Source organism: Gordonia sp. SID5947 (assembly GCF_009862785.1).
Taxonomy (GTDB): Bacteria; Actinomycetota; Actinomycetes; order Mycobacteriales; family Mycobacteriaceae; genus Gordonia.
Genome location: NZ_WWHU01000001.1, coordinates 116,937 through 143,123, shown reverse-complemented (window position 1 = coordinate 143,123; position 26,187 = coordinate 116,937). Strand labels below are relative to the sequence as shown.

The following is a 26,187-nucleotide window of genomic DNA, read 5'->3' as shown; positions in this document are numbered from 1 at the left end:
TCAGAGCAACGCTCCCGTCCGCGGTCGCAAGGCCTCCACCACGACCACCGCCAGGGTGGTGACACCGACAAGCAGCATCGAGGCGGCCATCGCTGTCGCCAGATTGTCGGCCCCGGGCCGGTTGAGCGCCGATCCGATCAGCACCGGCAGGGTGGTCGTGTCCGCGCGCGCCAGAAAGCTGGTGGCACCGAACTCCCCCAGCGCCATCACGAATGCGAAACCACCTGCCGCACAGAGTGCACGGCCGATGAGCGGGAGGTCGACGGTGAGGAAGACCCGCAGCGGCCCGGCGCCGAGGGTCGCGGCCGCCTCCCGCAGCCTGCCCGGCACCGACGACAGCGCGGGCAGGGCGATGCGCATGATCACCGGGATCGCGATCAGGGCCTGCACGCAGGGGATCACCAGCCCGGACGAGGCGACGTCGGGGGGCAGCGCAGCCAGCACGAGGAGATAGCCGAACCCCAGGGTCACCGCGCTGATGCCCAGCGGGATCGTCGCGACGAGGTTGCCCGTGGCCGCCCACACCCCCCGGGAACGGTGCATCGCGACCGCGGCGAGGAGTCCCACCACGAGGGCGATCACCATCGCCAGCGCCGCTGTGCCGAGCGAGTACCGCAGGGTCTCGAGCGGGGTGACGCCATTGACGGACTCGCTCAGGGCGCGGTAACCGTCGAGAGTCCAGGTGCCGTCGGCGCCCGGGCGCACCGAGCGGAGTGCGAGAACCGCGAGCGGCCCGACCAGCACCACCACCGTCCAGGCGACGGCCGCCGCGACGGGCAGCCAGCCCCGGCCGTATGGCCGGAATCGGGTCTCCACGGGGCGTGCACCCGAACCCCCTCCGCCCGGATCGGTGAACATCCGCGTCACCGACAACGCCGCCACCACCACCACGATCTGCACCATCGACAGCGCCACTGCCTCCGGAATCCGGAAGTAGCCGATGGCCTGGGTGTAGATCTCGGTCTCGAGTGTGCGGATCTCACCGTTGCCGAGCACCACGATGACACCGAAGCTGGTGGAGCAGAACAGGAAGACCAGCGCTGCCGCCGCGCCGACCGCCGGCATCAGCCGAGGGGCGACCACGGTCAGGAAGGCACGGACCCGTCCCGCGCCCAGCGACTGCGCCGCCTCGGCCTGCCGTGGATCGAGCGATCGCCACGCCGCCCCGACGACCCGTGCGACCACGGCGACGTTGAGGAACGCGTGGGCGAGCAGGATCGGCCAGAGCCCCGAGCCGATGTGGGCGAATGCGAGCGGACCGTCGAGCAACGCGCGGAACGCAACGCCGACGACGACCGTCGGCAGCACGAACGGCACCGTCACGATCACCATCAGCAGTGCCGATCCCGGGATGTCGACCCGAGCGATCAGCCACACCATCGGTGCCGCGACCACCAGAGCCAGCACCGTCGAGGCGGCGGCCTGCCAGAGCGTGAAGCCCAACAGGTCCAGGGCGTGTGTTCGCCGGAACAACTCGCCGACACCGACGTCGGATCCGGTGTCGACCGCCCGCCGGACGAGTGCGCCCAGCGGCCAGATGAACAGGATCAGGATGAACCCCGCCGGCACGACTCGCAGGGCGAGTCCGCCGAGTCGGCCCGCCGTCACCGGCCGACGGCCTCGCGCCACTGCTCGAGCCACTTCTCCCGATTCTGGGCGATATAGGCAGGCGGCAGGCTCACCGTCCACGGCGGCACGGGTGCGCGTTGCTGCCAGCCATCCGGGAGCGGCGTGTCCTTCTGAACGGGATAGACGTACATCGCCGACGGAAGCGCCGCCTGGACCTCCGCGCCCAACATGAAGTCGACCAGTTTGCGCGCCCCCGAGGGATTCTCGGTGCCCTTGAGGACGCCGACGTACTCGACCTGACGGAAGCAGCTGTCGAGCAACGCCGAAGTACCCGGGGTGGCCGCAGGCGAGGACGCGTAGGACAGCACGATCGGCTTGTCACCCTTGCCCTCACCGGCGCTGAACTTCTGGTTGTAGGCGATCTCCCAGCCCGAGACGATGCTCGCGCCGCCCGCGGTCACCGTCTTCCAGTAGTCCTGCCATCCGTCCGAGAAGACTCCGATGGTGCTGAGCAGGAAGGACATTCCCGGCGACGAGGTGCCCGGGTCGAGCAGCACGGACTCCGCCGCGTACTTGGGGTCGGAGAGGTCGCGAAGACTCTTCGGCGGCTCCTCGGACCGAGCGGCGTACCAGGATTCGTCGACGTTGAGGCAGACGTCGCCGCGATCGACGGCCGTCAACTCGTTGTTCGAGCCCGGGATCGCGTAGTCGGCTGCACCGCCGGCAGCCATCGGCGACGCATATGGCTCGAGCGCGCCCGCCTGGATCGGCCGAGACGCGAAGGTGTTGTCGATGCCGAAGACGGCGTCGGCCTTCGGCGACCCCGGCGTGAGCGACACGGTCGACGCCAGTTGACCCGCGTCACCGGACTTCACCACCTTGAGGGTCAGCCCGGTCTCACGGCGGAACGCGTCGAACACCGAGTCGGGCAGGGCGAACGAGTCATGCGTCAACAGGGTCACCTCGGCGCCCGGTTCCGCGTCATCTCCGCACGCCGCCAATGCGGTTGCGGTGACCACCGCCACGAGTGACAGAGCGATGGCTCGCACCGCTCCGACGCGTCGGCGCGCACCGGTCACGATGTCTCGGGCATCCTCAGCGCGTCTCCCCACACGCTCGATCTAACCAGGTGGATCCCCGTGGCACGACCGGTGGGCGACCGCGTCACATGAGTAACAATTGAATCAACAATCCCAGGAGTCACACAGACCGGCGTTAGGCTCCCTGGACAGTGCCCGCCAGCGGGGCGTGCATAGAATGACGCGCGACGCCTTTCCGGCGTCCGAGTCACTGACAGCGGAGTGTGCGACCTCCACCGGCGCACACCGACGACCGATTGGACCGGAAACAGTGCGTTTGCCTGTACTCCAGAGCCTGCGTTCCCACCGCATGAACCGACCATCGACCGGCACGGTACGCCGGGTCGCGGTCGCCGCGATGAGCGTCGCCGCCGCGACCTCGTTGGCGATGCCCGCGGTCGCGCAGGCCGCACCAAAGGCTCCAGCCCCCAAGGTCGACCAGCGCACTCTCGATTCGATGAGCGCCTTCGCCCCGGCGATCATCGGTGCGGTCACCACCAAGGGCCCGGACGGCAAGATCAACCCCGCGCTGATCAGCCAGGCCAAGAACCTCGCCGCGGCACCGGGACTGCCGCCGCGTGCGAAGGAGATCTGGCAGGACGTGATCGACTTCCTCGGTGAGCCCGGTCGCGTCGCACTGATCCGTCAGCAGAAGGCCGCCGAGCGCAAGCCCGGCGATCCGGAGATCCCGCAGGGTCCGGGTGCGCCGAAGATCCAGGAGTTCCTGTATCCGACCATCGGTATCGGCTGCATGCCGAACGCCAGCCTGACATCGGGCAACTCACTGGGTCGCGCCCTGATGACCGCCGGTCCCCAGCAGGCCCCGGCGCCCGGCCCCAAGAAGGGCCAGGCGGGGTACGTCTACACCAGCCTCGGAACCGGGCCCGCGGTCAACAGCTCCGCTCGCAAACTGTGGGTGACCTGGCTGAACATCGACAACGGCCGCTCGGGACAGGTGCAGCTCAAGCGCAACCCGAAGATCAACGCAACCGACGGTCCGGGCACGTTCACAGCCATCGCACCGACCGGCAAGGGCCGGATCGTGTCGACCATCTACGGCAACGTGACGACCAAGACCAAGGGGAAGGTCATCTCCTGCGGGATCGTCCCGACGATCGGCATCGGCATCGTCTGAGCACTCATTCACAGGACACCCCGGTCGCATGCGGCCGGGGGTGTCCTCGTGTGGGGGCGACGATGGCACCTGTGACACGCGCCACAGCGGCGTGACCTGCGTAGATCGATCGGGCGTCCGACGTTGCCTATCGGTCGCAACGATGTCACAAGACGGCCTCGCGACTTGATCATTCGACACCTGTCATGCTCTCTTTTAACTTGAGCAACATCTGTAACACCCGTAACAGGCGGTCGCCCGACGGGTGTATCGGTCGATGAAGGAGAGAACATCATGGTCGCCACGTCGAAGCGCGCTGCGGAGACCCGTCGCTTGTCGTTCCGTTTGCGCGCAGGCGTCCTGGGCGTAGCCGCAGTGGCCGCCACCGCCCTGTGTGCGCCCGGTTGGGGTGCCACCGGGCCGGCCGCCGCCGAGCCGCTGATCGGCGACAACACGATCACCCTTCCGGCCATCCCCTTCGACAGCGAACTCGCCGCCGCCGTCCGGATGCTGCGCGACGCCGGTGTGGACCGCATGGCGCTCGAAGCCGCGCAAGCGATCATGACCAGCGTCGGCCAGATGTCGTCGGAGCAGGTCGCGGCGCGCGCGTCAGGGGTCCCGGTGGCCGACCAGGCTGCGGTACCCGTGGCAGCCGACCCGCTGACCATCTTGCGCGGCCTGGGCATCCAGCCGCTGAGCCCGTCGGTGGCCCCCTTCTGCACCGATCCGACCGCCGACAACCCGCTCGGGCTGGTCACCGCCGGGGCCGGCGCGGTCGCCGGCCCGTGGCCGCTGGCGCAAGAACCCCTCGCACCGCTCGAGCAGTTGCTCGGGATCAAACTGCCGAAGCTCAATCTCATCGACAACGGTCAGACCGCCTATGCGTTCGTCCCGGCCACCGCGGGAGGCGGATCGAACGGTGCGGTGCAGGTCGCCTGGTTCAACACCTCCACTCTGCAAGGTGGTTTCGCCGATTTGAAGCCCGTCACCGACGCACGGATCCAGAAGGTGCTGCCGATGCTCTCCGGTGTGCGCCTCGCACCGGTGAAGACGGGTAACGGAACGATCCTGTCGGCGGTGTACGGAACTGCCCAGAACGGCAACCGCACCTGCTACTTCCTGCCCGCCGTCGGCGTGGTCGACGCCTGAGCGCGACAACACCCGGCCGACAACGAAATCCTGACACCATGCCCAAGCGCACCTCGAATCCGATCGGCTCGCCCAACCGCGAGCCCGGACCGCCGGTCCGTCGCAGACCGGCCATCCGGTCGACGCTTCCCGGACTGCTCTCGCTCCTGACCGCTGTCGCGATCGGCGGTGCCACCCAAGCTGTCCCGGCGCACGCCGCACCATCTGGCTCGGCACCGGGGACGGTCTTCGCCAACCGCGACCTGCCGGCCAAGAGCCTGGCACGCGGCGCCGGCTCGGGAGACGCGTTCACCTACTGGACCACCGGCACCGATCGCGCACCACGGTTGTCGACGAGCATCGTGCAGGTCCCGGATGGCCGCGCTCCCAAGGGCGGTTGGCCCATCGTCGTGTGGGCGCACGGCAGCCGCGGCATCGCCGACCAGTGCGCCCCGTCGAAGCAGCCCACCAGGGCCGACCGGGACGAGATGGGACGATGGCTCGACCGCGGCTATGCCGTCGTGGTGCCCGATTACGCCGGACTCGGCACCAAGGGCACCCCCGAGTATTTCGACACCGATACCACAGCGAACAACATCGTCGACGCCGTCCGCGCGAGCCGAGACGTCGCCGCCGGGCTGGCCAGACGATGGGCGGTGATCGGTGAAGGGCAAGGAGCCGGGGCCGCGATCGAACTCGCCCGGCAGGCGACCCGCATCCAGGGGCCGACTCTGGACTACCGCGGTTCGGCGGCCTCCTCGATCCCCGTCGAGTTCGACACCCTGATCGGCAGCCTCGGACCCTCGACCACCTCGATGCCGAACGGCGTCGCGGCCGACGTCCTCTTCACCCTCAGCGCGATCCGCAACGCGCAGCCCGAGGTGCGGCTCGATCCTTATCTGACCGAGGCCGGGAGCCACTGGCTCGATCGTGCCGCCCGCGTCTGCGCCGACGACCTCACCCGCGAGTTCGCCGGCCAGACATTGGGTTCGCTGTTCCAGACGCCGCTCGCGGAGAACAGCGAACTCATCGGGGCGGTCTCCCGCACCCACATGATCCCCATCAAGGGCTTCACCCGGCCGGTGATGATGACGCAGAGCCTGTTCGACCAGAATGTCATCGTGCCCCTCTCCCTCCGATATCTGAACGACGCCCGGGCGGCCGACCGTCGGGTCACCGCCCGCACGTATCTCGCCGTGAACCAGCAACAGTCCGATGTCCTGTCCGACAACGACATCCGGTGGTTTGTCTCGCGGCTGGCGAATCGGTGAGCCGGGCGCGAGTCCGGCTCGCGCAGACCGCGGGACCGGCAGTCCCCTACCTGGCCGCGAGCGCAGCCGCGACCGTCGCGGGCGCGTTGCACCGGCGACGAGCCGCGGAGATCACCAAACCCCTCCCGCTCGTCGTTCTCGCGGTCCAGGCTGCCCGCGGAGCACCACGTCGCAGTGCGGTCCACAATGCGCTTCTCGCAGGAGCTCTGGCGTTCTCGTTCGCCGGGGACCGGGCCATGCTGCTCGAGGAGTTCACCGACGAGCCGTCGGCCAAAGACCGCCGTCTCCAGGTCGGTGCATCGCTCTTCGCCGGTGCCCAGTTGTGCCTGACCGGCATGATGTTCCGCCGTGGCACCCGGCCACGACCGGCCGGCGTGCTCGCGCGCACCGCGATCCTGGCTGAATCGGCAACGGTGATGGCGCGACATCGACCCCGCCTGCTCCCGGTGCTCGGCGGCTACGGCAACACGCTCGCCCTGATGTCGGCAAGCGCCGGGGCGAGCGAGCAGCCCCAGCCACACTTGCGCATGGGCGGTTGGCTTTTCCTCGCCTCCGACCTCACGATCATCAACCGACGACATCTGATCCACGACGAGCGTCTCGCTGCCGTGGCCGAGGCATGGGTCCTCGCAAGCTATTTCGCGGCGCAGTGGTTGTTGGTGACCAGCCTGTCCGAACCCGAGCGATGACCCGCCGACACCGGGCAGCCGATCACGGCTAGTGCGGCCCCTTCGCCGTCCGCACGGCCTCGAACTCCGACAATCGCGTGGCTGCGACACCATCCATGTCCTCGAGTTCCATACCCTTCGTCTCCTGCACCTTCGCCCGGACGTAGAAGAACGACGCGGCAGCGCAGAACGCGAAGAATCCGTAGACCCAACCGAGACCCAGCACCTTGCTGACCTGAGGGAACAACATCGAGATGGTGAAGTTCGCCAACCAGTTGGCAGCTGTGCAAACGCCCAGCGCGACACCGCGAATCCGGTTGGGGAACATCTCCCCGAGCATCACCCACATCACCGGACCCCACGTGGCGGCGAAGAAGATCACGAAGAGGTTCGCGCCGATCAGCGCGACGACGCCCCACTCGTCGGACAGGGTGACCTCGGCGACCCCGTCCTTCACCGTTGTCATCGCCTGGGTGAACGCGACACACGCCATCAGCAGACCGATGAACATGCCGACGGACCCGACCAGCAGCAGTCTGCGGCGACCGAGCCGGTCCACGAACAGGATCGCGACAAACGTCATGCCGACATTGATCGCCGAGGTGATGACCGACGTGGCGAACGCCTGGTCGGTGTCGAATCCGACCGACTTCCACAGCGTCGTCGAGTAATAGAAGATCGCGTTGATGCCGACGAACTGCTGGAAGATCGCGATCCAGATACCCACCCACACCAATGGGTGCAGGCCGAACGACGGCCCGCGGATGTCGGCGAGCGACGTACGCGCCTCGCGTTTCACCGTGATCTTGATCTCGCGGACGCGCTCGAGCGGATGCGCTTCGCCCGTCACCTCCTGCAGGATGCGTGCCGCCTCCTCGTCGCGGTTGCGGCCCACGAGATACCGCGGCGACTCCGGGATCATCAGCGCGAGCAGGCCGTAGACGATCGCGGGCACCACGCCGACGAGGAACATCCACCGCCATGCCTCGAGGCCCCACCACAGGTTGTTCATGGGATCGCCTGCGGCGTCCTGCAACAGCGTGTCCGACAGGAGCGCGGCGAAGATGCCCAAGGTGATGGCGAGCTGCTGCATGGAGGCGAGCGCACCTCGATAACGGGCGGGCGCGATCTCGGAGATGTAGGCCGGCGCGATCACCGAGGCGATCCCGATACCGATGCCTCCGAGGACGCGCCAGAGCAGGAGGTCCCAGACGGTCTGTGTGTACGCGGTCCCGATCGCCGAGATGACGAACAGCGCCGAACCGAGCAACATCACCCGTTTGCGGCCCCAGACGTCGGCCAGGCGCCCGGCGAACCACGCGCCGAGAGCGCAACCGAGCAGTGCGATGGCAACCGCGAATCCGGTGAAGAGGGCGCCGAGACCGAACGTGTCCTGGATCGAGTCGACAGCGCCGTTGACGACCGAACTGTCGAATCCGAAGAGAAATCCGCCGACCGCAGCGGCTACCGTGACGCCGATGACCTTCGCCGTGTGCTGCTCGGCGATCTCATGATGATGCTCTTGCGACATATGCCGTGTCCTCATCGTCGAGTCCCACCGAATGGCCGGCGGAGATATGCGATTGCCAGGCTACTAGCCGAAACGCTGTGATCCGCGGGATTTCGGCGCAGGGCGGAGGGTCAAGATTCGGTATCGGAACCGAAGAACATGCCGATGTCAGGCCGACGCCCGGCCCGCGCACGTCGAGTTCCGCGCGTTGACCATCGGGACGAATGCCATGAGGCCGACCTTCTGGTGGATGGTGAACGCCACCGGACCGCGTCCGGGGTGCAGGTCCACCTGCCAGGTGACCACGCGCGCCCGGGTCGGTACGGTCACCGATCCGGTGCGTCCGCTTGCGAGATTGCGCCAGTCGACCCTGGTCTCCATGGTGTAGTCGAGTACCGGCGCGGGCTTCGCCCGATTGGATGCGACCAGCGAGATGACCGGTCCGGGCAGTCCGTCCGCCGGGAACCTGATGCCGTTGAAAACGTCGACGTGCACCGGGATCGGCGGGCCCGGTAGCGGATTGGGACTGTCGCACCGCAGTGTGGTGACCAGGTTGGGTTCGGTGTATTCGGGGATCGCGTGCACGGCGCCGGCCCCTGCGGTCACCGCACTTGCCGTCATCACCAGGGCAGCCACCGAACCGATGGCCTGCCGCGCGGCGGACCCCTGCCGCCCGACGGACTTCTGTTCCCTCCGCCCAATCCCCATGGGGCGAGTCTAGGGGTTACTAGAATGTGTCCATGGCGAATCTCCAGATTGCCCAGGAACCGGCCGCCGACGCGCTGCTCTCCACCGACGCATTCGCGTTGCTGACCGGGATGTTGTTGGACCAACAGTTCCCGATGGAACGAGCCTTCGCGGGTCCCGCCAAGATCCGGGACCGTTTCGGCACGATGGATCCGGGCGCGATCGCCGCGGCCGAACCCGATTCCTTCGCCGACCTCTGTGCGACACCGCCTGCCATCCACCGCTACGGACGGTCGATGGCCGGACGGGTGCAGGCGCTGGCCCAGGTGGTCGTCGACGAGTACGGCGGTGACACCGAACGCATCTGGACCGAAGCGCCGTCGGGTGCCGACCTCTTCGCGCGCATACGCGCGCTTCCCGGTTTCGGCGATCAGAAGGCAAAGATCTTCACCGCCCTCTTGGCCAAACAACTCGGCGTGAAGCCCGCCGGCTGGACAAAGGTGGTGGGTGACTACGGCAAAGCAGGCTATCGGTCCGTCGCGGACGTGACCGACCCGGAGTCGTTGCAAAAGGTCCGCGACTTCAAGAAGGCGGCGAAGGCCGCCAAGGCGGCTCAGCAGACGTGACTCCCGAACGTGACGCGGCCGGCTCCGCGGTGATCGGCTCAGCGGTGCTGGGCTGCGGACGATCAGTGTCCTAGGGTCAGCACATGGACTCGAACAGCGTCGACACGCGAAGTGTCGTCGAACTGCCGTTTCGTCTCGGCTTCGCGGTCACCGGGGTCGTGCTGACCGCAGCCGAATCGGCCGTCGCCATCGCACGTATCACCGCGAGCAGCGTTCAGCACGAGGTGAATGTTGCGCTCGGCCTCTCCGGGGACGAACTCGGTAGCGCCCGTACTCCGATCGCCCTGCTCAATCAGCTCGCCGAGTTGCTCGGTCCGGAACGGCCCTTCGGGCGGATTCTCGCCGAAGGTGGCCCGCTCGAGCGTCTCCTCAACCCGGACGGCGTGATCGACCGCCTGACCGCGCCCGACGGCCTCCTCGAGAAACTGACGACCAGCGGCGGATTACTCGACCAGATGGCCGAGGACGGCGGCATCCTGGTACGCCTCACGGCCAAGAACGGCCCGCTCGACCGTCTCACTCGGCCCGGCGGTGTGGTCGACCAGTTCACCGAGAGTGAGGGGATCCTCGAGCGTCTCACCTCGGAGGGCGGGATCGTCGACAAGCTCACGTCCCCCGATGGCGTCCTGGAGAAGGTGACCGTGTCCGGTGGCGTGCTCGATCGCATGGCGGAGGACGGCGGGCTGCTCGATCAACTCATCGGTGAGAACGGGGCGGTGGAACGCGCCATCGCGCCGGACGGGCCGCTGGACCGGATCACCGAGCTCACCGAGGTGATCGGACAGCTCGCCCCGAATCTGCTCGCCATGCAGGACACGGTCCACGAGCTCGCCGAGACCGTCGATCTGCTGAACCAGACCGTGGCCCCGCTCGGCGGGCTTGCCGACCGGCTACCGAAGCGACTCACCCGTGGTTCCAAGGGTGGTTCCGGACACTCGTCGGGCACGCCGTCGATCACCGACGGTTCCGAACGCAACGGCTATCCGCGATCGGGCCCCGGCGATTCGGACGGCCCGCCCGAATCCTGACGGCCGTCGATCGTCGCGACGCGTTCCAAGGCCGCACGCAGGAGTTCGATATAGCGATCCACATCGGGCATGATCTCCGGACTCGTGGTGACCGAGATCGCCACGGTCGTACCGATACCGTGCACTCCGTGGGTCAGACCCTGCGCCGGCGACAAGGCAGGGAAGCCGGTGGTGAACTGAACCGGCCCGCCGCCGAGGGTGAGGTCCGCGGCGCCGCGGTACACCGACGACACGACCGTCACGCCGGTCACCGTCTCAGGCCGCCTATCAGGGTCGAACTGCCTTGTCCCCCAATGGCTCAGGATCGCGGGTGTGGTATCCGAGGCCCGCCGCTCGGCAATCCGGGCGGGTTCGTCGTCGGCCTCGGCGGCGCGCGCCATCTCGGCTGCGATGTGTCGCGCACGTTCGGCCGGGTCGGCCTCCTCGAGGTGGAGATCAATCCCCGCATTGCGAAAGTTGTTGCGCGCCCTCGCATCGCGAGTTCGCCCGATCGTCAGCTCAGCCCCGATCGGCGCGACATCTCGACCCAGGTAGGCCTCGAGCGCGATCGAGATAGCCGTGAGCACACCGGTGGTCACGGTGTCGCCTGCCGGCAACATCGTCCGATCTCCGACGATCACCCGCAACGCCCGCTGCGTACCGGACGGGCGATTGAGCCGTGTCAGCGCATACCCGGGGCGCGCCGACGGCGGACGATCACGGACCGCACGGAACGCGCACATGCCACGCCACAGCATCTGCCCCACCCGGACAGGCATCGCAAGACCTCCCCGCACGGCGGCCGACGACGCGGCGAGCGCGGGCGGGAGCCTGTCCCTCTCGGGCGGGGCAACCGTGCGCAGTTCGTGGTCGCCGAAGAGGTCGCGGGCAATCCGTGAAGTGCGACGGCCGTCACCGAGTGAGTGCACGATCTGCAGCACCGCGACCACTGCGGGGCCGCGAGGCGTGTCGGTGACGGGGCCGAGAAGATGTAGCCGCCAGCACGATCGGGTGGGCACGAGCTGATCTGCCATCAGACTGCCGACACGCTCGAGACATCGCTGCCAGGTGTCGGCGCCGGCATGGACGACAACCTGATCCGGCGTCACCGGCCGATGCACCCAGAGCGGTTGGTCGAGCGACAACGGGACGTCGCACACCCGGAGACACAGATCCGCGACCCGGCCCGCGCGACGGCGCAATCCCTCGGCGAGATCTGCCATCGGAACCTGCTGATCGACAAAGCAATACAGCAGGAACTGGTCGTTGGGAATCGCGGCCGACAGCCAGTACATCCGGGAGTCGGCAGGCTCCATCCGCGTCACCCGGTCACGGTAACAAGTCGTCCAGATGCCCCCGATCAGGTCGCCGGATACTCGAGATGACGAGGGCCTGAACGTGGATGTCGGCTCCGTCGAGCGCCTCTCGGATGTCCTCGACGGCCTCGCCCACCGATCCGGCGATCTCGGCACCGCTGTGCGTCGGCGTCGCGGTCACCGTCAAACGGATGATCTTTCGTCCGCGATCGTCCGTCGCCTTCGCGACCGCACGGTCCACCCTGGGGCCGGATGCCGACCCGTCCGCAAACCACGACGAGTTGCCCGCGCTCCGACGATGTCCGGGATGTGGTGGACGACGTCCTCGTCGTCGTGCTCGGCCCTCCCGGGGTGGTCCGTCCACGCGAACATCACGACGCGACTCGGTCACTTCTGACGCGGATACACGCTCCGGTACTTGGCCCGACGGCCCTTTGCGACATCGCGTTGCGCTTCGGGCCGCCCCTCGACCCGCTTGTCGACTCGGTAGATCACATAGGCGGCGCCGAACAGCACGACGGTCACGACAGCCACCGCGACCCCTACGGCGTAGCGCTCACTCGCCAGCGCAACCACGGTCACCGCCGCGGCCACCGTTCCGCTCAGAACTGCCACGTAGGCCAGCCACATCGTCGGTACAACCAGACGTTGTCGCCTCAGCCGCTTCTGCGTCTCGCCCATGAGTGGTTCCTCTCGATCAGCTGTCGGACACGGCCAATGCCTCCAGCCAACCCCTCAGCCGCCAGATGTCAACAACGTCTCCGGCCTGCGCGAGGACGATGCGGCGAGTTCAGTCGACGGCCGGGCCTGCGTCCCGGATCTCGTCCACCTTGCTCATGGCCTCACGCAGTTCGTCGAGCCACGAATCCGTGTGCTGCCCGACCAGTTTCACGCACCACGACAGCGCGTCGGCGCGACTTCTGGCCACCCCGGCGGCGACCAGGGTGTCGAGCACCTGGCGTTGCGGTTGACGCAGCCTGGTCATCACGGGCACCGCCAGATGGGTGAACAGCTGCGACGTCTCACCGCACCGCACTCCCCACGCCACCTTGCGGTCGAATCGATGCTCGGCCTCACGGGCAACCTCGATCCGTTGGTCGCGGGTCGACTCGCGGAATCTGGCGATGCGCCCGGCCTCGGCCTGTCGAACCGCCGAGGCGTCGGCCTCGTCGTCCACATCCGGTGGATCGATGGTGCCGATGACGGTGATCTCCTCGCGGTCCACCCGCACCTCCGGCGCCGCGGTGAACAGGCCGTCGGGAAGACGGCCGGTCAGCCAACCGGCCACCGAGGTCTCTGTCCCGGTCATGTCGACTCCCTTGTCAGGCGCTTGCGGCGCTGTGATTACTTGTAATCAACGATAGCGCGTAATTCCCTCGCTGTCACCGGCTGGAACATGTTCGGGGGTCGGTGCGACGGCACACGACAGAGAGTGGATTAATGGATCCAGCACACTGCCATCGACCAATGGTCAGATGGACCGTCGTCCCGGAAGGTCATCCGATGCCGCGATCTGTACCGCTGTCCGAACTCGACCCGAACACCCCGGTGATCGTGGGTGTCGGCCAGGCCTCGGAGCGGCTGACCGACGCCGGCTACGAGGCTGTGAGCGAGGCCGACCTCGCCGCCCGCGCCGTCGAGGCGGCCCTGTCCGACTCCGGCGTGGCGGCACCGTCCGTCGCAGCCGAGATCGACACGGTTGTCGGTGTGCGGACCTTCGAGGAGTCGAGTCCGCTCTCCAGCTCACCTCTCGGTCGCCCCGACAACATGCCGCGTGCGGTCGCCAAACGAATCGGCATGGATCCCCGGCGCGCCGTGGTCGGGGTCACGGGTGGGCAGAGCCCCCAGAGTCTGTTGACCGAGTTCTCGGTCGAGATCCAGGCCGGACGGTCCACCGCGGTGGTGATCTTCGGTGCCGAGATCATGTCGACCGTCCGGCATCTCATGTCGTCTTTGACCGCAGACGAGCGTCCTGATCTCTCGGAGCAGGTAGGAGGACAACTCGAGGATCGTGGTTACGCGATCGCCGGCCTCACCTCACATCAGGAGGCGCGGCACGGCCTCATCGCACCGATGACGCAGTACGCCGTCCTCGAGAATGCGCGCCGGCATCGTGTCGGCCTCGGCCGAGACGAGTACGCGCGCACCATGGGCGAGTTGTTCGCACCGTTCTCGCAGGTCGCGGCCGACAATCCGCACGCTGCGGCTCCCACCGCACGTACGGCGTCCGAACTGGTCACGGTCGGTGACGACAACCGCGTGGTGGCAGATCCGTTCACGCGCCAGCTGGTCGCGCGCGACCAGGTCAACCAGGCCGCGGCCGCCGTGGTCATGTCGGTCGGCCAGGCCCGGGCGCTCGGTGTCGACCCGTCGCGGTGGGTCTTCCTGCACGGGCACGCCGATGTTCGCGAGCAGACCCTCATGAAACGACCCGACCTCAGCACGGCGCCATCCGCCGCGGCCGCCGTCCGCCATGCCCTCGACGTCGCCGAGATCGGCCTCGACGACGTCTCCTTCCTCGACATCTACAGCTGCTTCCCGATCGCGGTCTCCAATGTGATCGACCCACTCGGGATCGCCGCCGACGATCCGCGCGGACTCACCCTCACCGGTGGCCTCCCCTTCTTCGGCGGTCCGGGCAACAACTATTCGCTGCACGCGATCGCCGAGGCGGTGGACCGGGTGCGGTCGGAGCCCGAGACCTACGCACTCGTCGTCGCCAACGGCGGCATCCTGAGCAAGACGTCGGTGGGCGTCTACAGCACGCGGCCCACCGCGTGGGTTCGGGCTGATTCGGCCGGTCTGCAGGAGGTGGTCGACAACGCACCGACGATCCGGCCCATCGACTACGCCGACGGACCCGCGACCATCGAGACCTTCACCGTGATCCCGGGCAAGGACGGCCGCCGGAAGGGTGTCGTGATCGGACGGATGGCCGATGGGGGCCGGTTCGTCGCCAACGTCGACGACGAGGACGAAGAGATGTTCGGCGTTCTCGCGTCCGATGATCCGGTGGGTGCCGGCATCTACGTCCGATCGTCGGCGAGCGGCAACCGCGTCTTCACGAGCCGGGCAGCAATGGTGCGCCGCCATCCGCCGACCGCTCCGGCGTTCCGCGAGCAGTACGAGCACGTCGAGATTCGCCGCGACGGCCATCTCCTCGAGGTCATCATCAACCGCCCCGACGCCCGCAACGCGCTGAATCCGGCAGCCAACGCCGAGCTCGACGCGATCTTCGACGCATACTTCGCCGATCCGGAACTGTGGGTTGCCATCCTGACGGGCGCAGGCGACAAGGCGTTCTCCGCGGGCAACGACCTCGCACAGACGTCCGGCGCGGGGCTCGAGGTGCCGAAGAACGGATTCGCCGGTCTCACCTCCCGACGTCATCGACCCAAACCGGTCATCGCGGCGGTGAACGGTTACGCCCTCGGTGGCGGATGCGAGATCGCACTGGCGTGTCACATCGTGGTGGCCGACGAGCGAGCCACCTTCGGATTGCCCGAGGTCAAGGTCGGGCTCGCGGCCGTCGCCGGCGGACTCGTCCGGCTTCCCGCGGCCGTCGGCGGCGCGCTGGCGCGCGACATGATCCTCACCGGTCGCCGGCTCGATGCCTCCGAGGCACTGGCCGCCGGGCTGGTGAGCAGGATCGCGCCTGCGGGCAAGGTGATGACACTGGCGCGCGCGGTCGCCGACGAATTGCTGACGAGCTCACCGACATCGGTGCGCGAATCGTTGCGGGCGATGGAGTCGGCATCGGTGATCCCCGACGAGGTCGACGCCATCGACGCCACATCGACGGCCCTCGACAGCCTGCTGGTCAGCCAGGACACCATCGAGGGCATCACGGCGTTCGTATCGAAACGCCCACCCCGGTGGACGGGTCGCTGAGCGTCGCCGTGCACGCGTCAGTGCTCATCGAGGGTTAGGATCACCCCGACCGACGAGAGGCTGGCAATGACCGTTGAGCAACCCGAAGCCGAACAGATGAAGGGTTGGTCGATGCCTCGCGGCACGATTGTGCTGCTGTCGATCGCCGGTCTGATCGTCACCGTCGGCGGGATGAAGGCGGTCTCCGGCCTCGTGGGCCCGGTTTTCCTCGCGCTGATGCTGACCGTCGCCGTCCAGCCGTTTCCAGCATGGCTGCGACGCAAGGGCTGCCCGACGTGGCTCGCCTTTGTCGTGACCCTGCTCGCCGTCTACGGGATCTTGTTGGCGCTCTTCGGTTCCCTGGTCTTCTCCATCGCCAGGCTCGCGACGATCCTGCCGGAGTACTCCGACAAGTTCCAGCAGCTGATCGACAACTTCCAGAAGTTCCTCACCGACCACGGGGTGAGCCAGGAACAAGTCCACAACATGATCTCGCACATCGACCCGGGCAAGGCGATCGGCTACGTCGGCGACGTCCTCGAGAGCACGGTGTCGGTCGCCTCCGCGCTGATCCTGGTGATCACCGTGCTGCTGTTCATGTCCGCGGACGCCATCTCGTTCGACAAGCGAATCAACGTGCTACGCGGCCAACGAGCCGATATCGCAACGGCTTTCAGCAGTTTCGCACGCGGGACGCGCAGCTACCTGCTGGTCTCGACGGTGTTCGGATTGATCGTGGCGGTCCTCGACACCGGCGCGCTGTGGCTGCTCGGGGTGCCGCTGCCCATCCTGTGGGGCCTGTTGTCGTTCATCACCAACTACATACCCAACATCGGTTTCGTCATCGGCGTGATCCCGCCCGCCCTTCTGGCCCTGCTCGACGGCGGCGTCGGACAGATGCTGCTGGTGATCGTCGTCTACAGCGCGATCAACATCGTCATCCAATCGGTGATCCAGCCGAAGTTCGTCGGTGACGCGGTGGGCCTGTCCACCACGCTCACCTTCCTGTCGTTGGTCTTCTGGGCCTGGGTGATCGGGCCACTCGGCGCGATCCTCGCGGTACCGCTCACCCTGATGACGAAGGCGCTGTTGATCGACATCGACCCCTCCACCCGTTGGGTCGACGTCCTGCTCGCGTCGAGTGCACCCAAGGACGCCACCACCGTCGTGGGACCGGACTCGCCGGCGAACGGCGGCCCACCGGCCGAGCCGACGGCGGCAGGTGGCTCAGGCGGACCGGACAGCGACGACTCGGGCGGCGACAACTCGGGCGGCGCCGATTCCCGCGGGACTACTCAGCCCACCTGAGTAGTCACCCGCATCCGCCGAGAGTCGGCTGCTGGAAATCTGATCGGCATGAGCACCTCAAACGAACTTCCCCAGACCGTCACCACCGCCGCGTTCTACGCCCAGGCCGCTATCGCCTTCGGGGTGAGCCTTGCGACCGCGATCGTCGGCATCCTCTACCTTCCCCTCGATCCCTGGCAACGAGGCTTCCTCGCGATCACTCTCCTGTTCCTGACATCGAGCACGTTCACACTCGCCAAGGTGGTCCGTGATCGCCAAGAGCAGACGACGGTCCGTGCCCGGCTCGACGAGGCCAGGATGGACAAGATCATGGCCGACCACGATCCGTTCAACCGCGTTGCCTGACCCCCGTCCCGTCCGCCGCCCGGATCGATTGCCCCACCGCGAGTCGTGGCATCCGATCCGGGCATCCGGGCTTTCCTCCCGCGGTGGCCTCACGTACATTCGACTGAGAACATATATCTGATAGGCGGTCCCACCGAGTGGTGCACCGCAGACAGGGGTGACACTTCGATGGACATGATGTGGTCGGACGCCGACATCGCATTCCGCGACGAGGTACGCGAATTCCTCGAAGCCAATCTCACGCCGGAGTTGCGCGCCGCCGGCCGCTTGCGCACCAGTGTGTATTCCGATCACGAGGCATCCATGGCCTGGCAGGCCATCCTGCACGAGCGCGGGTGGGCCGCGCCGGCATGGCCGGTCGAGTACGGCGGCTGCGACTGGACCCTCACCCAGCACTACATCTTCAGCCGTGAGTCCGTCCTCGCCGGCGCTCCTGCCCTGTCTCCCATGGGTATTCGCATGGTGTCGCACGCGATCATGGCGTTCGGGACCAAGGAGCAGAAGGACTTCTTCCTGCCCGGCATCCTCGACGGGAGCGTGTTCTTCTGTCAGGGCTACTCCGAGCCCGAGGCCGGTTCCGATCTCGCGTCGTTGTCGATGGCTGCGGTGAGCGACGGTGACGACCTGGTGGTCACCGGCAGCAAGATCTGGACCACCCACGCCGCGGAGGCCAACTGGATCTTCTGCCTGGTCCGGACGTCTCGGCAGGAGCGTAAGCAGCAGGGCATCACGTTCGTGCTCATCGACATGCGGTCGCCGGGAATCGAGATCCAGCCGCTGGTGATGGCGTCCGGCGAACAGATCCAGGCGCAGGTGTTCTTCGACGGCGTGCGGGTGCCGAAGACCAACGTGCTCGGCACCATCGACGACGGCTGGACCGTCGCCAAGTACCTGCTGATCTTCGAACGAGGCGGCGGCGCGGTGGCGCCCGCGCTGCAGGTCATGTGTGAACACATCGGCGAACGCGCGGCCACCGTCACCGGCCCGTCGGGAGCACCCCTCATCGAGGAGCCGGCGTTTGCCGCAAAACTCGCGGACGCCCGGATCCGGGCCAAGGTTCTCGAGATCCTCGAGTACCGCGCCCTCGCCGCGATGACTTCAGGCGGGGATGCCGGCTCGGTCGCGTCGATGCTGAAGATCCTCGGAACCGAACTGAGCCAACACATCACCGAACTCGATCTCGAGGCGGCCGGCCCGCACGGGCGCGTCTACCAGCCACATGCCGCCGTACCCGGCGGCCCGATCGCGCAGTACGAGCCACCTGCCGATGGCTATGTCAGCGGGGAGACCTGGCAGGCGGTTGCGCCGCTGCACTACCTCAACGACCGGGCGGGATCGATCTACGCGGGCAGCAACGAGATCCAGCGCAACATCCTCGCCAAAGCGGCACTCGGCCTCGGTTAGAAAGCAACGGAGCAACTCATCTCATGGATTTCACACTCACCCCTGAACAGCAACTGCTTCGCGACGGGCTCACCAAGTTCCTCGCCGCCCGCTACGACCTGACGGCGAGCCGGGACGCGGCCAAGGTCGGCACCGGTTGGCAACCCGAGATCTGGCGTTCGTTCGCCGAGGAACTCGGCGTCATCGGGGCCTGTCTTCCCGAATCCGTCGGCGGCGACGACGGCGGCCCGGAAGAACTGATGGTGGTCACCGAGGCGCTGGGCTATGCACTGGTCATCGAACCGTTCGTCGATTCCGTCGTGCTCGGGGCCCGACTGCTCGAACGTACCGGCGACGAGCACGCACTCGCCGCCGCCGCAACGATCGCGGCAGGCACCGGCGTATCGGCACTCGCCACGATCGAAGACGGCTCGGGCGGCATGCTCAACCACGTCGCCACCCGGGCAGAACGGTCCGACGACGGCTGGATCCTCAACGGCGCCAAGGCAGTGGTGACATCCGCGCCGATCGCCGACCACCTGATCATCACGGCACGGACCGCGGGCGACGTCCGTGACCGGGACGGCTTGTCGCTGTTCCTCGTCGCGCTCGGCGACGGCGTCCCGGACGGCATGACCATGCACACGGTCCGCACGATCGATGATCGGCGGGCCGCCGACCTGACGTTCACCGACCTTCGACTCGACGCCGGTGCGCTCATCGGCCCGGAGGGGGCCGCACTGCCCCTCCTCGAACGGGCGTGGGACGAGGCGACCGCGGCGGTGGTCTCCGAGGCGGTCGGCGCGATGCGGAAGGTCCTCGACGACACGATCGAGTACGCGAAGCAGCGCCAGCAGTTCGGGGCCCCGATCGGGAGCTTCCAGGCACTGCAGCACCGGATGGTCGACATGTACATCGAACTCGAACAGGCCGTGGCCGCACAGTATTACGCGATCCTCACGCTCGACGCGCCGGCGGCCGAGCGAGCGGCCGCGGTGTCGGCGGCCAAGGTGACGATCAGTCGTGCGGCCCGCTTCATCGGACAGAACGCCGTTCAGCTCCATGGCGGCATGGGCATGACCGAGGAGTTGGCCATCGGCCACTTCTTCCGTCGGCTGACCGCGATCGAGTACGAATTCGGCTCGTCCGATGCGCACGTGGCGCGCTATGCCGCCGTGACGCGCAGCTGATCGTCGGGCGCTCATCCGGGCAACCGGCAAAGTCGACGACCGCCACCGCACGGCCGCCACCCGTTTCGGGCAGCGGCCGTGCGGTGGTGTTGTCAGGCGAGTGGTGAGCGAGGACTCCGTTTCGATTGCAGCATCAGTACGCCGATCGCGATGATCGCGATCCCGCGTGGCGCCTCGTAGACGAATCCGGATATCCCTGCCACCGCGGGAATCGGGAGCATGAAACCGACCATGCCGACCACCGCGAGCACACCGATCCACGTCGGGACCGCATGGTTGCGGATCAGGCTGGCGCCCAGGAGGCCCATGCCGACGAGCATCACCACACCGCCCACGGTGTTGAGCAGTTGGACAGAGGTCGTCCCGACCATCGAGTCGTCACCGGCGATGAGGTCTGCCGTTTCCGGATTGTGCGCAAACGGGTAGGCGACAAAGAGTTCGACGACGAGATGGCCGGTGGCAGTCACCAGATTGCCGACGAAATAGGCCACGACTCCCACGAATCCGCCCATGCCGATGCGCGGTGCCAGCCAGGCGTACATCCCTGGAAGACCCAGCAGCAGCAGCGTCGTGCCGAGCGCCAGCAGAACCTGCGCCCACGGCGCACCCGCCCCCTGGAGTGCGGCGACCGAGTGCGCTTTGCCGTCGACGATCGGATGCAGCGTGCCGCCGATGATGCAGGCCGTGCCGCCTGCCATCAACGCTCCCGCGGTGAGCCGACGAAGGGTCGGCCAGTTCGGGGACCGGAACGGGCCGGGCCCATCGGCGAAGTCACCGTACGGTGTCGTTCGGGGCTGAATTGTCTGTGTCATGTCATCGACCGTTCCGTGCCCGCCTGGTGTTAGCCTTGTGTCCGGCTGGTGCGCATACCGGCACCACATCGGACCAGGTCAGGCCGATTCTCGATGATCTCGGCCTGATCCGAAACCCTCGGGACGGTGTTCGTGGAAGTCTCCGATCCGCACATCCCCGTCCGGGTTCTCGGCCCTCTGTCGGTCACCGCGGCCGACGGCACCCTCATCCCGATGACCGCTCGCAAACATGCGGAGCTGTTGACCATCCTCACCGTCGAACGCAGCCCGTGCTCGCCGGAGCGTATCGCCGACGCACTATGGCGCGGCCATCCGCCACGTTCTGCGGCCGGGACCCTCCAGGGATACATCTCTCGGCTCCGAAAACAACTCGCCCCGACCGGATCGGTGCGGATCGACACCGAACCCGCCGGCTACGTCCTTCGATGTGACGGTGCCGCCACCGATCTCGACCTCCTCGACAAGCTCGCCCAGGAAGGTCTGCAGGCGCTGCGGTCCGACCCGGCCGCGGGTGCGGAGCTCCTCTGCCGGGCGCTCGATCTGTGGCGGGGGGACCCGCTGGTCGAGATCGCCGACATCGCCGACTACGAACCAGAACTCGTGCGACTGGACGCGATGCGTTCCGATCTGGTCGAGTCGGCGGCCGAAGCCTTCCGCGCGCTGGGCGAACATCGACGCGCCATCGCGATGCTGACCCCGATGCGTACCCGTCATCCGTACCGCGAAGGTGCCGCCCGCACTCTGGCGCGTGCGCTACGCGACGACGGCCGTACCGTCGACGCGATCGACACGCTCCGCCGGTTGCGACGAACGCTGTCCGTCGAGCTCGGCCTCGACCCGTCCGCGGACACCGTCGCGCTCGAAGCCGAACTGCTCGCCCCGGCGCGCGTCCCCGCCGGCGACCGAAGCACCGCCCCGGTCTCCGGTCGGCCCGCGCTCATCGGGAGGACATCCGAGGCAGCCGTCCTCGATCGGGTCTGGGACGCCGGCACGGCACGGCCCGCCGGAGCGCTGGTATTCGGCGCGTCGGGAATCGGGAAGACAGCGCTCGCCGAGGATCTCGTCGCCCGTCACCTGGCGATCGCACGCCGGTTCATCGGTCGGCCGATCGGTGACGCCCGGGCGTTTGCGGCGATCGACGAGCTGTTCGGCCGCCGCACGGAGGCGATCGGAGTGAGTGCTGTCGCCGACGACATGTCCGCGCAGATATGGTCCGACATCCATGCCCACGGGCGGTCGGTGTTCCTGCTGGACGATGTGCAGCATCTCGACGTCGACTCCGCCCGGTTGCTGGCTCGCGTGTGGTCCGGGATGCCACGCGCGGCGGTCACCGTGGTGGTCACCGGCCGCAGCCCCGAGGACCCATGCGCACAGATCATCAGTGCAGCGCTCCGCCGACACGGGCTCGTGACAGAGCTGACGCTCGGCGAACTCGCCACCGCCGAGATTCGTCTGGTGGTGGACAGGAGATTCGAGAACCTGGGCGTCACACCGATGGTCGATCGTGACGAACTCGCCGCGCATGGTTTCGGCAACCCCCTCATCGCGAATCAGATCTGCGATGCGGTGGCGCTGGGCGCCACGCCGGATCTCCGACATCCGGTCCGCACCGCGGTGGCAGCACGACTCGATGAGCTCTCCACCGAGGGAGAAACGCTGATGAGGATCCTCGCGGCATCCGGCGGACGGGTACGCCCGCGAGTCCTCGCCGAGCTCGCCTGCGCACGGCCGGCAACCGTGGACGAGTTGCGCAGCCTCGGACTGGCCGAAGTCTCCGCCGACGGGACACTCTGCGTTCCCCACGACCGGGTGCGTGAGGCAGCGCTCGCCAGGGCCTCCCGGAGCGAACGCATCAGTGCCCATGCCGTTATCGCGGCCGCCCTCGAAACCGCCTGCCCCGAGGACCGGGAGTCGATCGCCGTACACCGTGCCGAATCCGCCGACGACCACCATTCCGCGGCATACGCGGCGCGGTGTTGCCGGGATGCCGCACAGAGGGCGCTCGATTCGGACGCCGATCATCGAGCGTTGGAACTCGCCCGCCGCGGTCTCGCGGTGGGCCCCGACGACGACGGCTTGGTCGTCGATCTCAACCGGATCGCCGGGTCGGCGGCTACTCGGATCGGCGATTTCGACACGGCCACAGAGGCATTCGAATCCGCCGCGCGGGTGAGTCGACATCGTCGGGACTGGTCTGCACTCGCCGACACCGCGCTGCTGTCATCTCCCCAGGGGGTGGCGGGCTACTGGTCGGGGTTCGGTGTGGTCCAGTCGACGCATCCACCACTGGTACGAGAGGCGCTGGCACACAGCGAGGAACTCGACGCGCGTGTCGCCGCACGCCTGCGGGCCGGTGAGGCGGCACGGCTGACCGTGCTGGGCATGCCGGGTGCACGGGAGCAACTGGCCGCCGCCCAGCTCGCGACCGGTTCGGATGCCGCGGTCGACTACGAGATCACGCTCGCCGACTTCCTGCTCAGATGGGAGCCGACGACTCTCGAGGAGAGACGCACGATCGCCGGGGCGCTCGAGACGTTGTCTGGCGGAGACGTGCTCCGGCGTGCGACCGCACTACATCTGCAGCGCGTGTGTGCCCTCGAAGCCGGCGATCTCCGGTTGACCCGCAGGCTCTCGCACGAGTTCGCACGATCGGTCGGCAGCCGCGACGGTACGGATCTGCACACCATGCAGTTGTGGTGGCAGGTGATGCTCGCACTCCTGCGCGGCGATTACCCCGCGAGTCGAGCGCTCACCGAACGATTCGCCGCCATCGTCGGCGACCTGTCCGAACGTGCACGGATGCTCGCCGAGGCATCGGTGGCCACGAGTCGGTCGATCGAGGCGTGGCACCACGGCGAGCTCGCGTCGATGTTGCCGGAATTCGACACGCTGATCGACGAGGTCGACGACGACTTCGCGCTCGTGATCGCTCTCGGTTCAGCCGAGGCCGGCGATCACGACCGCGCGCTCCGTCTCGCCACCGAGCTCACGTCCGACGCGGCGAGCTGGAGCGGTTCCCGTGTCGTGGCGCGCGTCCCCCTTCTCGTCGAAACCCTCTTCGCGCTCTCCAGAAGTCGTGACCACGCGATGGCGGCACGCGAGATCTGTCGCCGCCTCGAACACCTCGTGACCCACTGGTCGTCGGGGCTCATCGTCCAATGGCCGGGGCTGGTGTGCCTGGGACCGGCGGTGTTGTACCGGGGCACGGCGGCTTCGATCCTCGGGCGAGACGGCACCCCCGACCTCCGCGAGGCGGTGCGGGTGGCGCGTGACGCGGGGGCGCTCCCCTACGAGGCCCGCGCCCGACGCCGCCTCGACCAACTGGCGGGCGCCACGGCGTGATCGTCAGCACACCGAGCGATCGGTGCGCCGCTGCGGGAATCTCTCGGCCGGGTCCCGGCGTTCCCTTGTCACGTGACCACCGTCCCCGCTCTGTTCCGACCGCTGACCATTCGTGATCTCGAGATCCCCAACCGCATCTGGCTTGCCCCGATGTGTCAGTACAGTTGCTTCGCCGGTGACGGTGTACCCACCGACTGGCATCTCGTACACCTCGGTGCCCGGGCAACGGGTGGCTTCGGACTCATACTCACCGAAGCTGCCGCCGTGGCCCCGGAGGGCCGGATCAGTGCCCAGGACGCGGGACTCTGGGACGATGTGCAGGCCGGCGCATGGCAGCGCATCACCGACTTCGTACACACCCAGGGCTCCGCGATCGGTGTGCAACTCGCGCATGCCGGCCGCAAGGCGTCCGTGTATTCGCCGTTCGCCGATCAGTCCGGCAGCCTGCCCGCGACGGATGGCGGATGGACCACGGTCGGCCCCTCACCGATCGCCTTCGACGGGTTCGTCCCACCTGCCGCACTGAGCACCGACCAGATCGCCGAGGTGGTCGACGCGTTCGCCGCCGCCGCGCGCAGGGCCGACGCGGCCGGCTTCGACGTCGTCGAGATCCATGCGGCGCATGGGTATCTGCTCCATCAGTTTCTCTCGCCCCTGTCGAACGAGCGTGCGGACGCCTACGGCGGTGATTTCGACAACCGGGTCCGGATCGTGCTCGAGGTCGTTGAAGCGGTCCGGAAGGTATGGCCCCACAGCAAGCCGCTGTTCGTCCGCATCTCCGCCACCGACTGGACCGAGGGCGGGTGGGACACCGCCGACAGCGGACGACTCGCCCGCCTGCTCGGTGACCGCGGTGTGGATCTGATCGACGTGTCGACCGGCGGCAACGTGCACGCCGACATCCCGGTCGAACCCGGCTACCAGGTGGATTTCGCGCGATCGGTACACCGTGACTCGGGAATCGCCACCGCCGCAGTCGGACTGATCACCCAACCCGATCAGGCCGAGAAGATTGCGGGAGACGATGACATCAGCGCCGTGCTGCTGGCGCGGGCCGCGCTCCGTGAGCCGGCCTGGCCGCTGCGTGCCGCACACGAACTCGGTGTCGCGAGACAGGATGCCCCTTATCCCGACCAGTACACCCGGGGCGCCTGGCGCTGAGGCAGTGGATGTGTCACGGCGCCTGCCCGACCGTCCGGTGGCGGTTCGATTGCATCGTGGACGACCCGGGTACCGGATCAACCCTCGATGTTCGCACCCACCAACGCGATACACGCGGCGACGGCAGGCTCGACGATGGTCTGCAGTGAACGGTTACCCTCCAGCGCCGAGGCTGCCAGTTCGCGGATTCCACCCCAGATCATCACCCCGATCTCGTGGCTCATCGGGGCGATACCCGCCGACCGCATCTGCGGATTGTCGGTCAGGGGCACCAGCACGTCGATCAGCGACTCCATCGCCTCGACCTGAACTCGCCGGGCCGACTCACCGAGCGCAGGCAGCTCACGAATCCAGCTCCATGCGATTTCCGGATGCTCGTCGGTCACCGACACGTACACCTCGACCGCCTGCCGGATCTGCGTCTTCCACTCCGCCGCCGGGTCCACGGCCTCCGCGATGGCAGCGACCATGCTGTCGTTGGTCGTCTGCAGCAGGTCGACGAAACATGCCTGCTTGTCGGTGAACTCCTGGTAGAAGGACCGGCGCGACGTACGGGCGACCCGCACGACATCGGCGACCGTCGTCTCCCGGTATCCCCGTTCCATCAGACACGACGCCATGGCGTCGAGCAGTCGTTGCCGGACCGGCGACCTGCTGATTCGCGATCTCGCGCCGGACGCAGCAACTTCGAACACCCTCCAACCATACGACGCCACCCCTTGCGGCGACGCGGAACGCGAGCGTACCGTCAGCCCGGTACGCCGCTGTACCAAACGGCCGTCACGCCGATCACCGTCGAAA

23 protein-coding genes are annotated in these 26,187 nt (G+C 67.7%); 13 read left to right on the top strand and 10 right to left on the bottom strand.

The window, feature by feature from the left end; genetic code table 11:
- Both GTV32_RS00695 and GTV32_RS00690 read right to left on the bottom strand, forming a co-directional pair.
- The gene (locus GTV32_RS00695; protein WP_161058525.1) at window positions 1–1,641 is read right to left on the bottom strand and encodes an iron ABC transporter permease; all 1,641 of its coding nucleotides are present in this window, start codon (window positions 1,639–1,641) and stop codon (window positions 1–3) included.
- Complete coding sequence (locus GTV32_RS00690; RefSeq protein ID WP_343287421.1) at window positions 1,605–2,618, bottom strand: thiamine ABC transporter substrate-binding protein; 1,014 nt, start codon at window positions 2,616–2,618, stop codon at window positions 1,605–1,607. The genes GTV32_RS00695 and GTV32_RS00690 overlap by 37 nt, the downstream gene beginning before the upstream one ends.
- 340 nt (window positions 2,619–2,958) lie before the next feature.
- Here GTV32_RS00690 and GTV32_RS00685 point away from each other — a divergent pair, with 340 nt between their 5' ends.
- The 4 genes from GTV32_RS00685 to GTV32_RS00670 all read left to right on the top strand — a co-directional run bounded on the left by GTV32_RS00685 (window position 2,959) and on the right by GTV32_RS00670 (window position 6,850).
- Window positions 2,959–3,783: a hypothetical protein gene (locus tag GTV32_RS00685; RefSeq protein WP_161058524.1), complete on the top strand. Its 825-nt coding sequence runs from the start codon at window positions 2,959–2,961 to the stop codon at window positions 3,781–3,783.
- A 273-nt stretch (window positions 3,784–4,056) separates the two neighbouring features.
- Window positions 4,057–4,911, top strand: a complete 855-nt coding sequence (locus GTV32_RS00680; protein ID WP_161058523.1) for a hypothetical protein — start codon at window positions 4,057–4,059, stop codon at window positions 4,909–4,911.
- A gap of 38 nt (window positions 4,912–4,949) precedes the next feature.
- Window positions 4,950–6,161, top strand: a complete 1,212-nt coding sequence (locus GTV32_RS00675) for a lipase family protein (RefSeq protein ID WP_161058522.1) — start codon at window positions 4,950–4,952, stop codon at window positions 6,159–6,161.
- Window positions 6,158–6,850: a lysoplasmalogenase gene (locus GTV32_RS00670; RefSeq protein ID WP_161058521.1), complete on the top strand. Its 693-nt coding sequence runs from the start codon at window positions 6,158–6,160 to the stop codon at window positions 6,848–6,850. Before GTV32_RS00675 ends, GTV32_RS00670 begins: the two co-directional genes overlap by 4 nt.
- 28 nt (window positions 6,851–6,878) lie before the next feature.
- On the opposite strand, the gene GTV32_RS00665 is transcribed toward GTV32_RS00670, so the two are convergent.
- Complete coding sequence (locus GTV32_RS00665; RefSeq protein ID WP_161058520.1) at window positions 6,879–8,360, bottom strand: sugar porter family MFS transporter; 1,482 nt, start codon at window positions 8,358–8,360, stop codon at window positions 6,879–6,881.
- Window positions 8,361–8,507: 147 nt separating this feature from the next.
- Window positions 8,508–8,960 carry a hypothetical protein gene (locus GTV32_RS00660; protein ID WP_161062253.1) on the bottom strand — a complete coding sequence of 151 codons (453 nt, stop codon included), beginning with the start codon at window positions 8,958–8,960 and terminating at the stop codon, window positions 8,508–8,510.
- A gap of 119 nt (window positions 8,961–9,079) precedes the next feature.
- On the opposite strand from GTV32_RS00660, the gene GTV32_RS00655 reads away from it, so the two are divergent.
- Window positions 9,080–9,652 carry an HhH-GPD-type base excision DNA repair protein gene (locus GTV32_RS00655; protein ID WP_161058519.1) on the top strand — a complete coding sequence of 191 codons (573 nt, stop codon included), beginning with the start codon at window positions 9,080–9,082 and terminating at the stop codon, window positions 9,650–9,652.
- 83 nt (window positions 9,653–9,735) lie between these two features.
- Entirely contained in the window at window positions 9,736–10,680 is a 945-nt protein-coding gene (locus GTV32_RS00650; RefSeq protein WP_161058518.1) for a hypothetical protein, read from the top strand.
- Here the strand turns inward: GTV32_RS00650 and GTV32_RS00645 are convergent.
- The 4 genes from GTV32_RS00645 to GTV32_RS00630 form a co-directional block, all read right to left on the bottom strand.
- The gene (locus tag GTV32_RS00645; RefSeq protein ID WP_202421930.1) at window positions 10,632–11,975 is read right to left on the bottom strand and encodes a WS/DGAT domain-containing protein; all 1,344 of its coding nucleotides are present in this window, start codon (window positions 11,973–11,975) and stop codon (window positions 10,632–10,634) included. The genes GTV32_RS00650 and GTV32_RS00645 overlap by 49 nt on opposite strands.
- Window positions 11,976–11,988: 13 nt before the next feature.
- Window positions 11,989–12,156 (bottom strand): hypothetical protein, encoded by a 168-nt coding sequence (locus tag GTV32_RS00640; protein ID WP_237421461.1) that lies wholly within the window; start codon window positions 12,154–12,156, stop codon window positions 11,989–11,991.
- 206 nt (window positions 12,157–12,362) lie between these two features.
- On the bottom strand, window positions 12,363–12,656 hold the full coding sequence (locus GTV32_RS00635; protein WP_161058516.1) for a hypothetical protein: 294 nt from the start codon (window positions 12,654–12,656) through the stop codon (window positions 12,363–12,365).
- A gap of 109 nt (window positions 12,657–12,765) precedes the next feature.
- The gene (locus GTV32_RS00630) at window positions 12,766–13,284 is read right to left on the bottom strand and encodes a hypothetical protein (protein WP_161058515.1); all 519 of its coding nucleotides are present in this window, start codon (window positions 13,282–13,284) and stop codon (window positions 12,766–12,768) included.
- A gap of 194 nt (window positions 13,285–13,478) precedes the next feature.
- On the opposite strand from GTV32_RS00630, the gene GTV32_RS00625 reads away from it, so the two are divergent.
- The 5 genes from GTV32_RS00625 to GTV32_RS00605 all read left to right on the top strand — a co-directional run bounded on the left by GTV32_RS00625 (window position 13,479) and on the right by GTV32_RS00605 (window position 20,071).
- Window positions 13,479–15,866 (top strand): acetyl-CoA acetyltransferase, encoded by a 2,388-nt coding sequence (locus tag GTV32_RS00625; RefSeq protein ID WP_161058514.1) that lies wholly within the window; start codon window positions 13,479–13,481, stop codon window positions 15,864–15,866.
- 66 nt (window positions 15,867–15,932) lie between these two features.
- Window positions 15,933–17,153 carry an AI-2E family transporter gene (locus GTV32_RS00620; protein WP_161058513.1) on the top strand — a complete coding sequence of 407 codons (1,221 nt, stop codon included), beginning with the start codon at window positions 15,933–15,935 and terminating at the stop codon, window positions 17,151–17,153.
- A gap of 48 nt (window positions 17,154–17,201) precedes the next feature.
- Complete coding sequence (locus GTV32_RS00615) at window positions 17,202–17,498, top strand: YiaA/YiaB family inner membrane protein (RefSeq protein ID WP_161058512.1); 297 nt, start codon at window positions 17,202–17,204, stop codon at window positions 17,496–17,498.
- Between the two features lie 168 nt (window positions 17,499–17,666).
- Window positions 17,667–18,902: an acyl-CoA dehydrogenase family protein gene (locus GTV32_RS00610; RefSeq protein ID WP_161058511.1), complete on the top strand. Its 1,236-nt coding sequence runs from the start codon at window positions 17,667–17,669 to the stop codon at window positions 18,900–18,902.
- A 23-nt stretch (window positions 18,903–18,925) separates the two neighbouring features.
- Window positions 18,926–20,071: an acyl-CoA dehydrogenase family protein gene (locus tag GTV32_RS00605; RefSeq protein ID WP_161058510.1), complete on the top strand. Its 1,146-nt coding sequence runs from the start codon at window positions 18,926–18,928 to the stop codon at window positions 20,069–20,071.
- Between the two features lie 92 nt (window positions 20,072–20,163).
- Here the strand turns inward: GTV32_RS00605 and GTV32_RS00600 are convergent, their stop codons facing one another.
- The gene (locus GTV32_RS00600; RefSeq protein WP_161058509.1) at window positions 20,164–20,883 is read right to left on the bottom strand and encodes a hypothetical protein; all 720 of its coding nucleotides are present in this window, start codon (window positions 20,881–20,883) and stop codon (window positions 20,164–20,166) included.
- Window positions 20,884–21,009: 126 nt separating this feature from the next.
- On the opposite strand from GTV32_RS00600, the gene GTV32_RS00595 reads away from it, so the two are divergent.
- Together GTV32_RS00595 and GTV32_RS00590 are read left to right on the top strand one after the other, a co-directional pair.
- A complete protein-coding gene (locus tag GTV32_RS00595) occupies window positions 21,010–24,225 on the top strand; it encodes a BTAD domain-containing putative transcriptional regulator (protein WP_343287164.1) in 3,216 nt (1,071 codons plus the stop codon).
- Window positions 24,226–24,297: 72 nt separating this feature from the next.
- A complete protein-coding gene (locus GTV32_RS00590; protein ID WP_161058508.1) occupies window positions 24,298–25,386 on the top strand; it encodes an NADH:flavin oxidoreductase/NADH oxidase in 1,089 nt (362 codons plus the stop codon).
- A gap of 77 nt (window positions 25,387–25,463) precedes the next feature.
- Here GTV32_RS00590 and GTV32_RS00585 read toward each other — a convergent pair whose 3' ends face one another.
- Complete coding sequence (locus GTV32_RS00585; RefSeq protein WP_343287163.1) at window positions 25,464–26,081, bottom strand: TetR/AcrR family transcriptional regulator; 618 nt, start codon at window positions 26,079–26,081, stop codon at window positions 25,464–25,466.
- Window positions 26,082–26,187: the final 106 nt, after the last annotated feature.

What these genes read in the sequence shown, in the direction of transcription:
- GTV32_RS00685 (WP_161058524.1), top strand. Translation starts at nt 2,959, where the DNA reads ATGAACCGACCATCGACCGGCACGGTACGCCGGGTCGCGGTCGCCGCG.
- GTV32_RS00680 (WP_161058523.1), top strand. Translation starts at nt 4,057, where the DNA reads ATGGTCGCCACGTCGAAGCGCGCTGCGGAGACCCGTCGCTTGTCGTTC.
- GTV32_RS00615 (WP_161058512.1), top strand. Translation starts at nt 17,202, where the DNA reads ATGAGCACCTCAAACGAACTTCCCCAGACCGTCACCACCGCCGCGTTC.
- GTV32_RS00600 (WP_161058509.1), bottom strand. Translation starts at nt 20,883, where the DNA reads ATGACACAGACAATTCAGCCCCGAACGACACCGTACGGTGACTTCGCC.
- GTV32_RS00655 (WP_161058519.1), top strand. Translation starts at nt 9,080, where the DNA reads ATGGCGAATCTCCAGATTGCCCAGGAACCGGCCGCCGACGCGCTGCTC.
- GTV32_RS00645 (WP_202421930.1), bottom strand. Translation starts at nt 11,975, where the DNA reads ATGGAGCCTGCCGACTCCCGGATGTACTGGCTGTCGGCCGCGATTCCC.
- GTV32_RS00650 (WP_161058518.1), top strand. Translation starts at nt 9,736, where the DNA reads ATGGACTCGAACAGCGTCGACACGCGAAGTGTCGTCGAACTGCCGTTT.
- GTV32_RS00675 (WP_161058522.1), top strand. Translation starts at nt 4,950, where the DNA reads ATGCCCAAGCGCACCTCGAATCCGATCGGCTCGCCCAACCGCGAGCCC.
- GTV32_RS00605 (WP_161058510.1), top strand. Translation starts at nt 18,926, where the DNA reads ATGGATTTCACACTCACCCCTGAACAGCAACTGCTTCGCGACGGGCTC.
- GTV32_RS00625 (WP_161058514.1), top strand. Translation starts at nt 13,479, where the DNA reads ATGCCGCGATCTGTACCGCTGTCCGAACTCGACCCGAACACCCCGGTG.
- GTV32_RS00635 (WP_161058516.1), bottom strand. Translation starts at nt 12,656, where the DNA reads ATGGGCGAGACGCAGAAGCGGCTGAGGCGACAACGTCTGGTTGTACCG.
- GTV32_RS00660 (WP_161062253.1), bottom strand. Translation starts at nt 8,960, where the DNA reads ATGACGGCAAGTGCGGTGACCGCAGGGGCCGGCGCCGTGCACGCGATC.
- GTV32_RS00630 (WP_161058515.1), bottom strand. Translation starts at nt 13,284, where the DNA reads ATGACCGGGACAGAGACCTCGGTGGCCGGTTGGCTGACCGGCCGTCTT.
- GTV32_RS00665 (WP_161058520.1), bottom strand. Translation starts at nt 8,360, where the DNA reads ATGTCGCAAGAGCATCATCATGAGATCGCCGAGCAGCACACGGCGAAG.
- GTV32_RS00620 (WP_161058513.1), top strand. Translation starts at nt 15,933, where the DNA reads ATGACCGTTGAGCAACCCGAAGCCGAACAGATGAAGGGTTGGTCGATG.
- GTV32_RS00610 (WP_161058511.1), top strand. Translation starts at nt 17,667, where the DNA reads ATGGACATGATGTGGTCGGACGCCGACATCGCATTCCGCGACGAGGTA.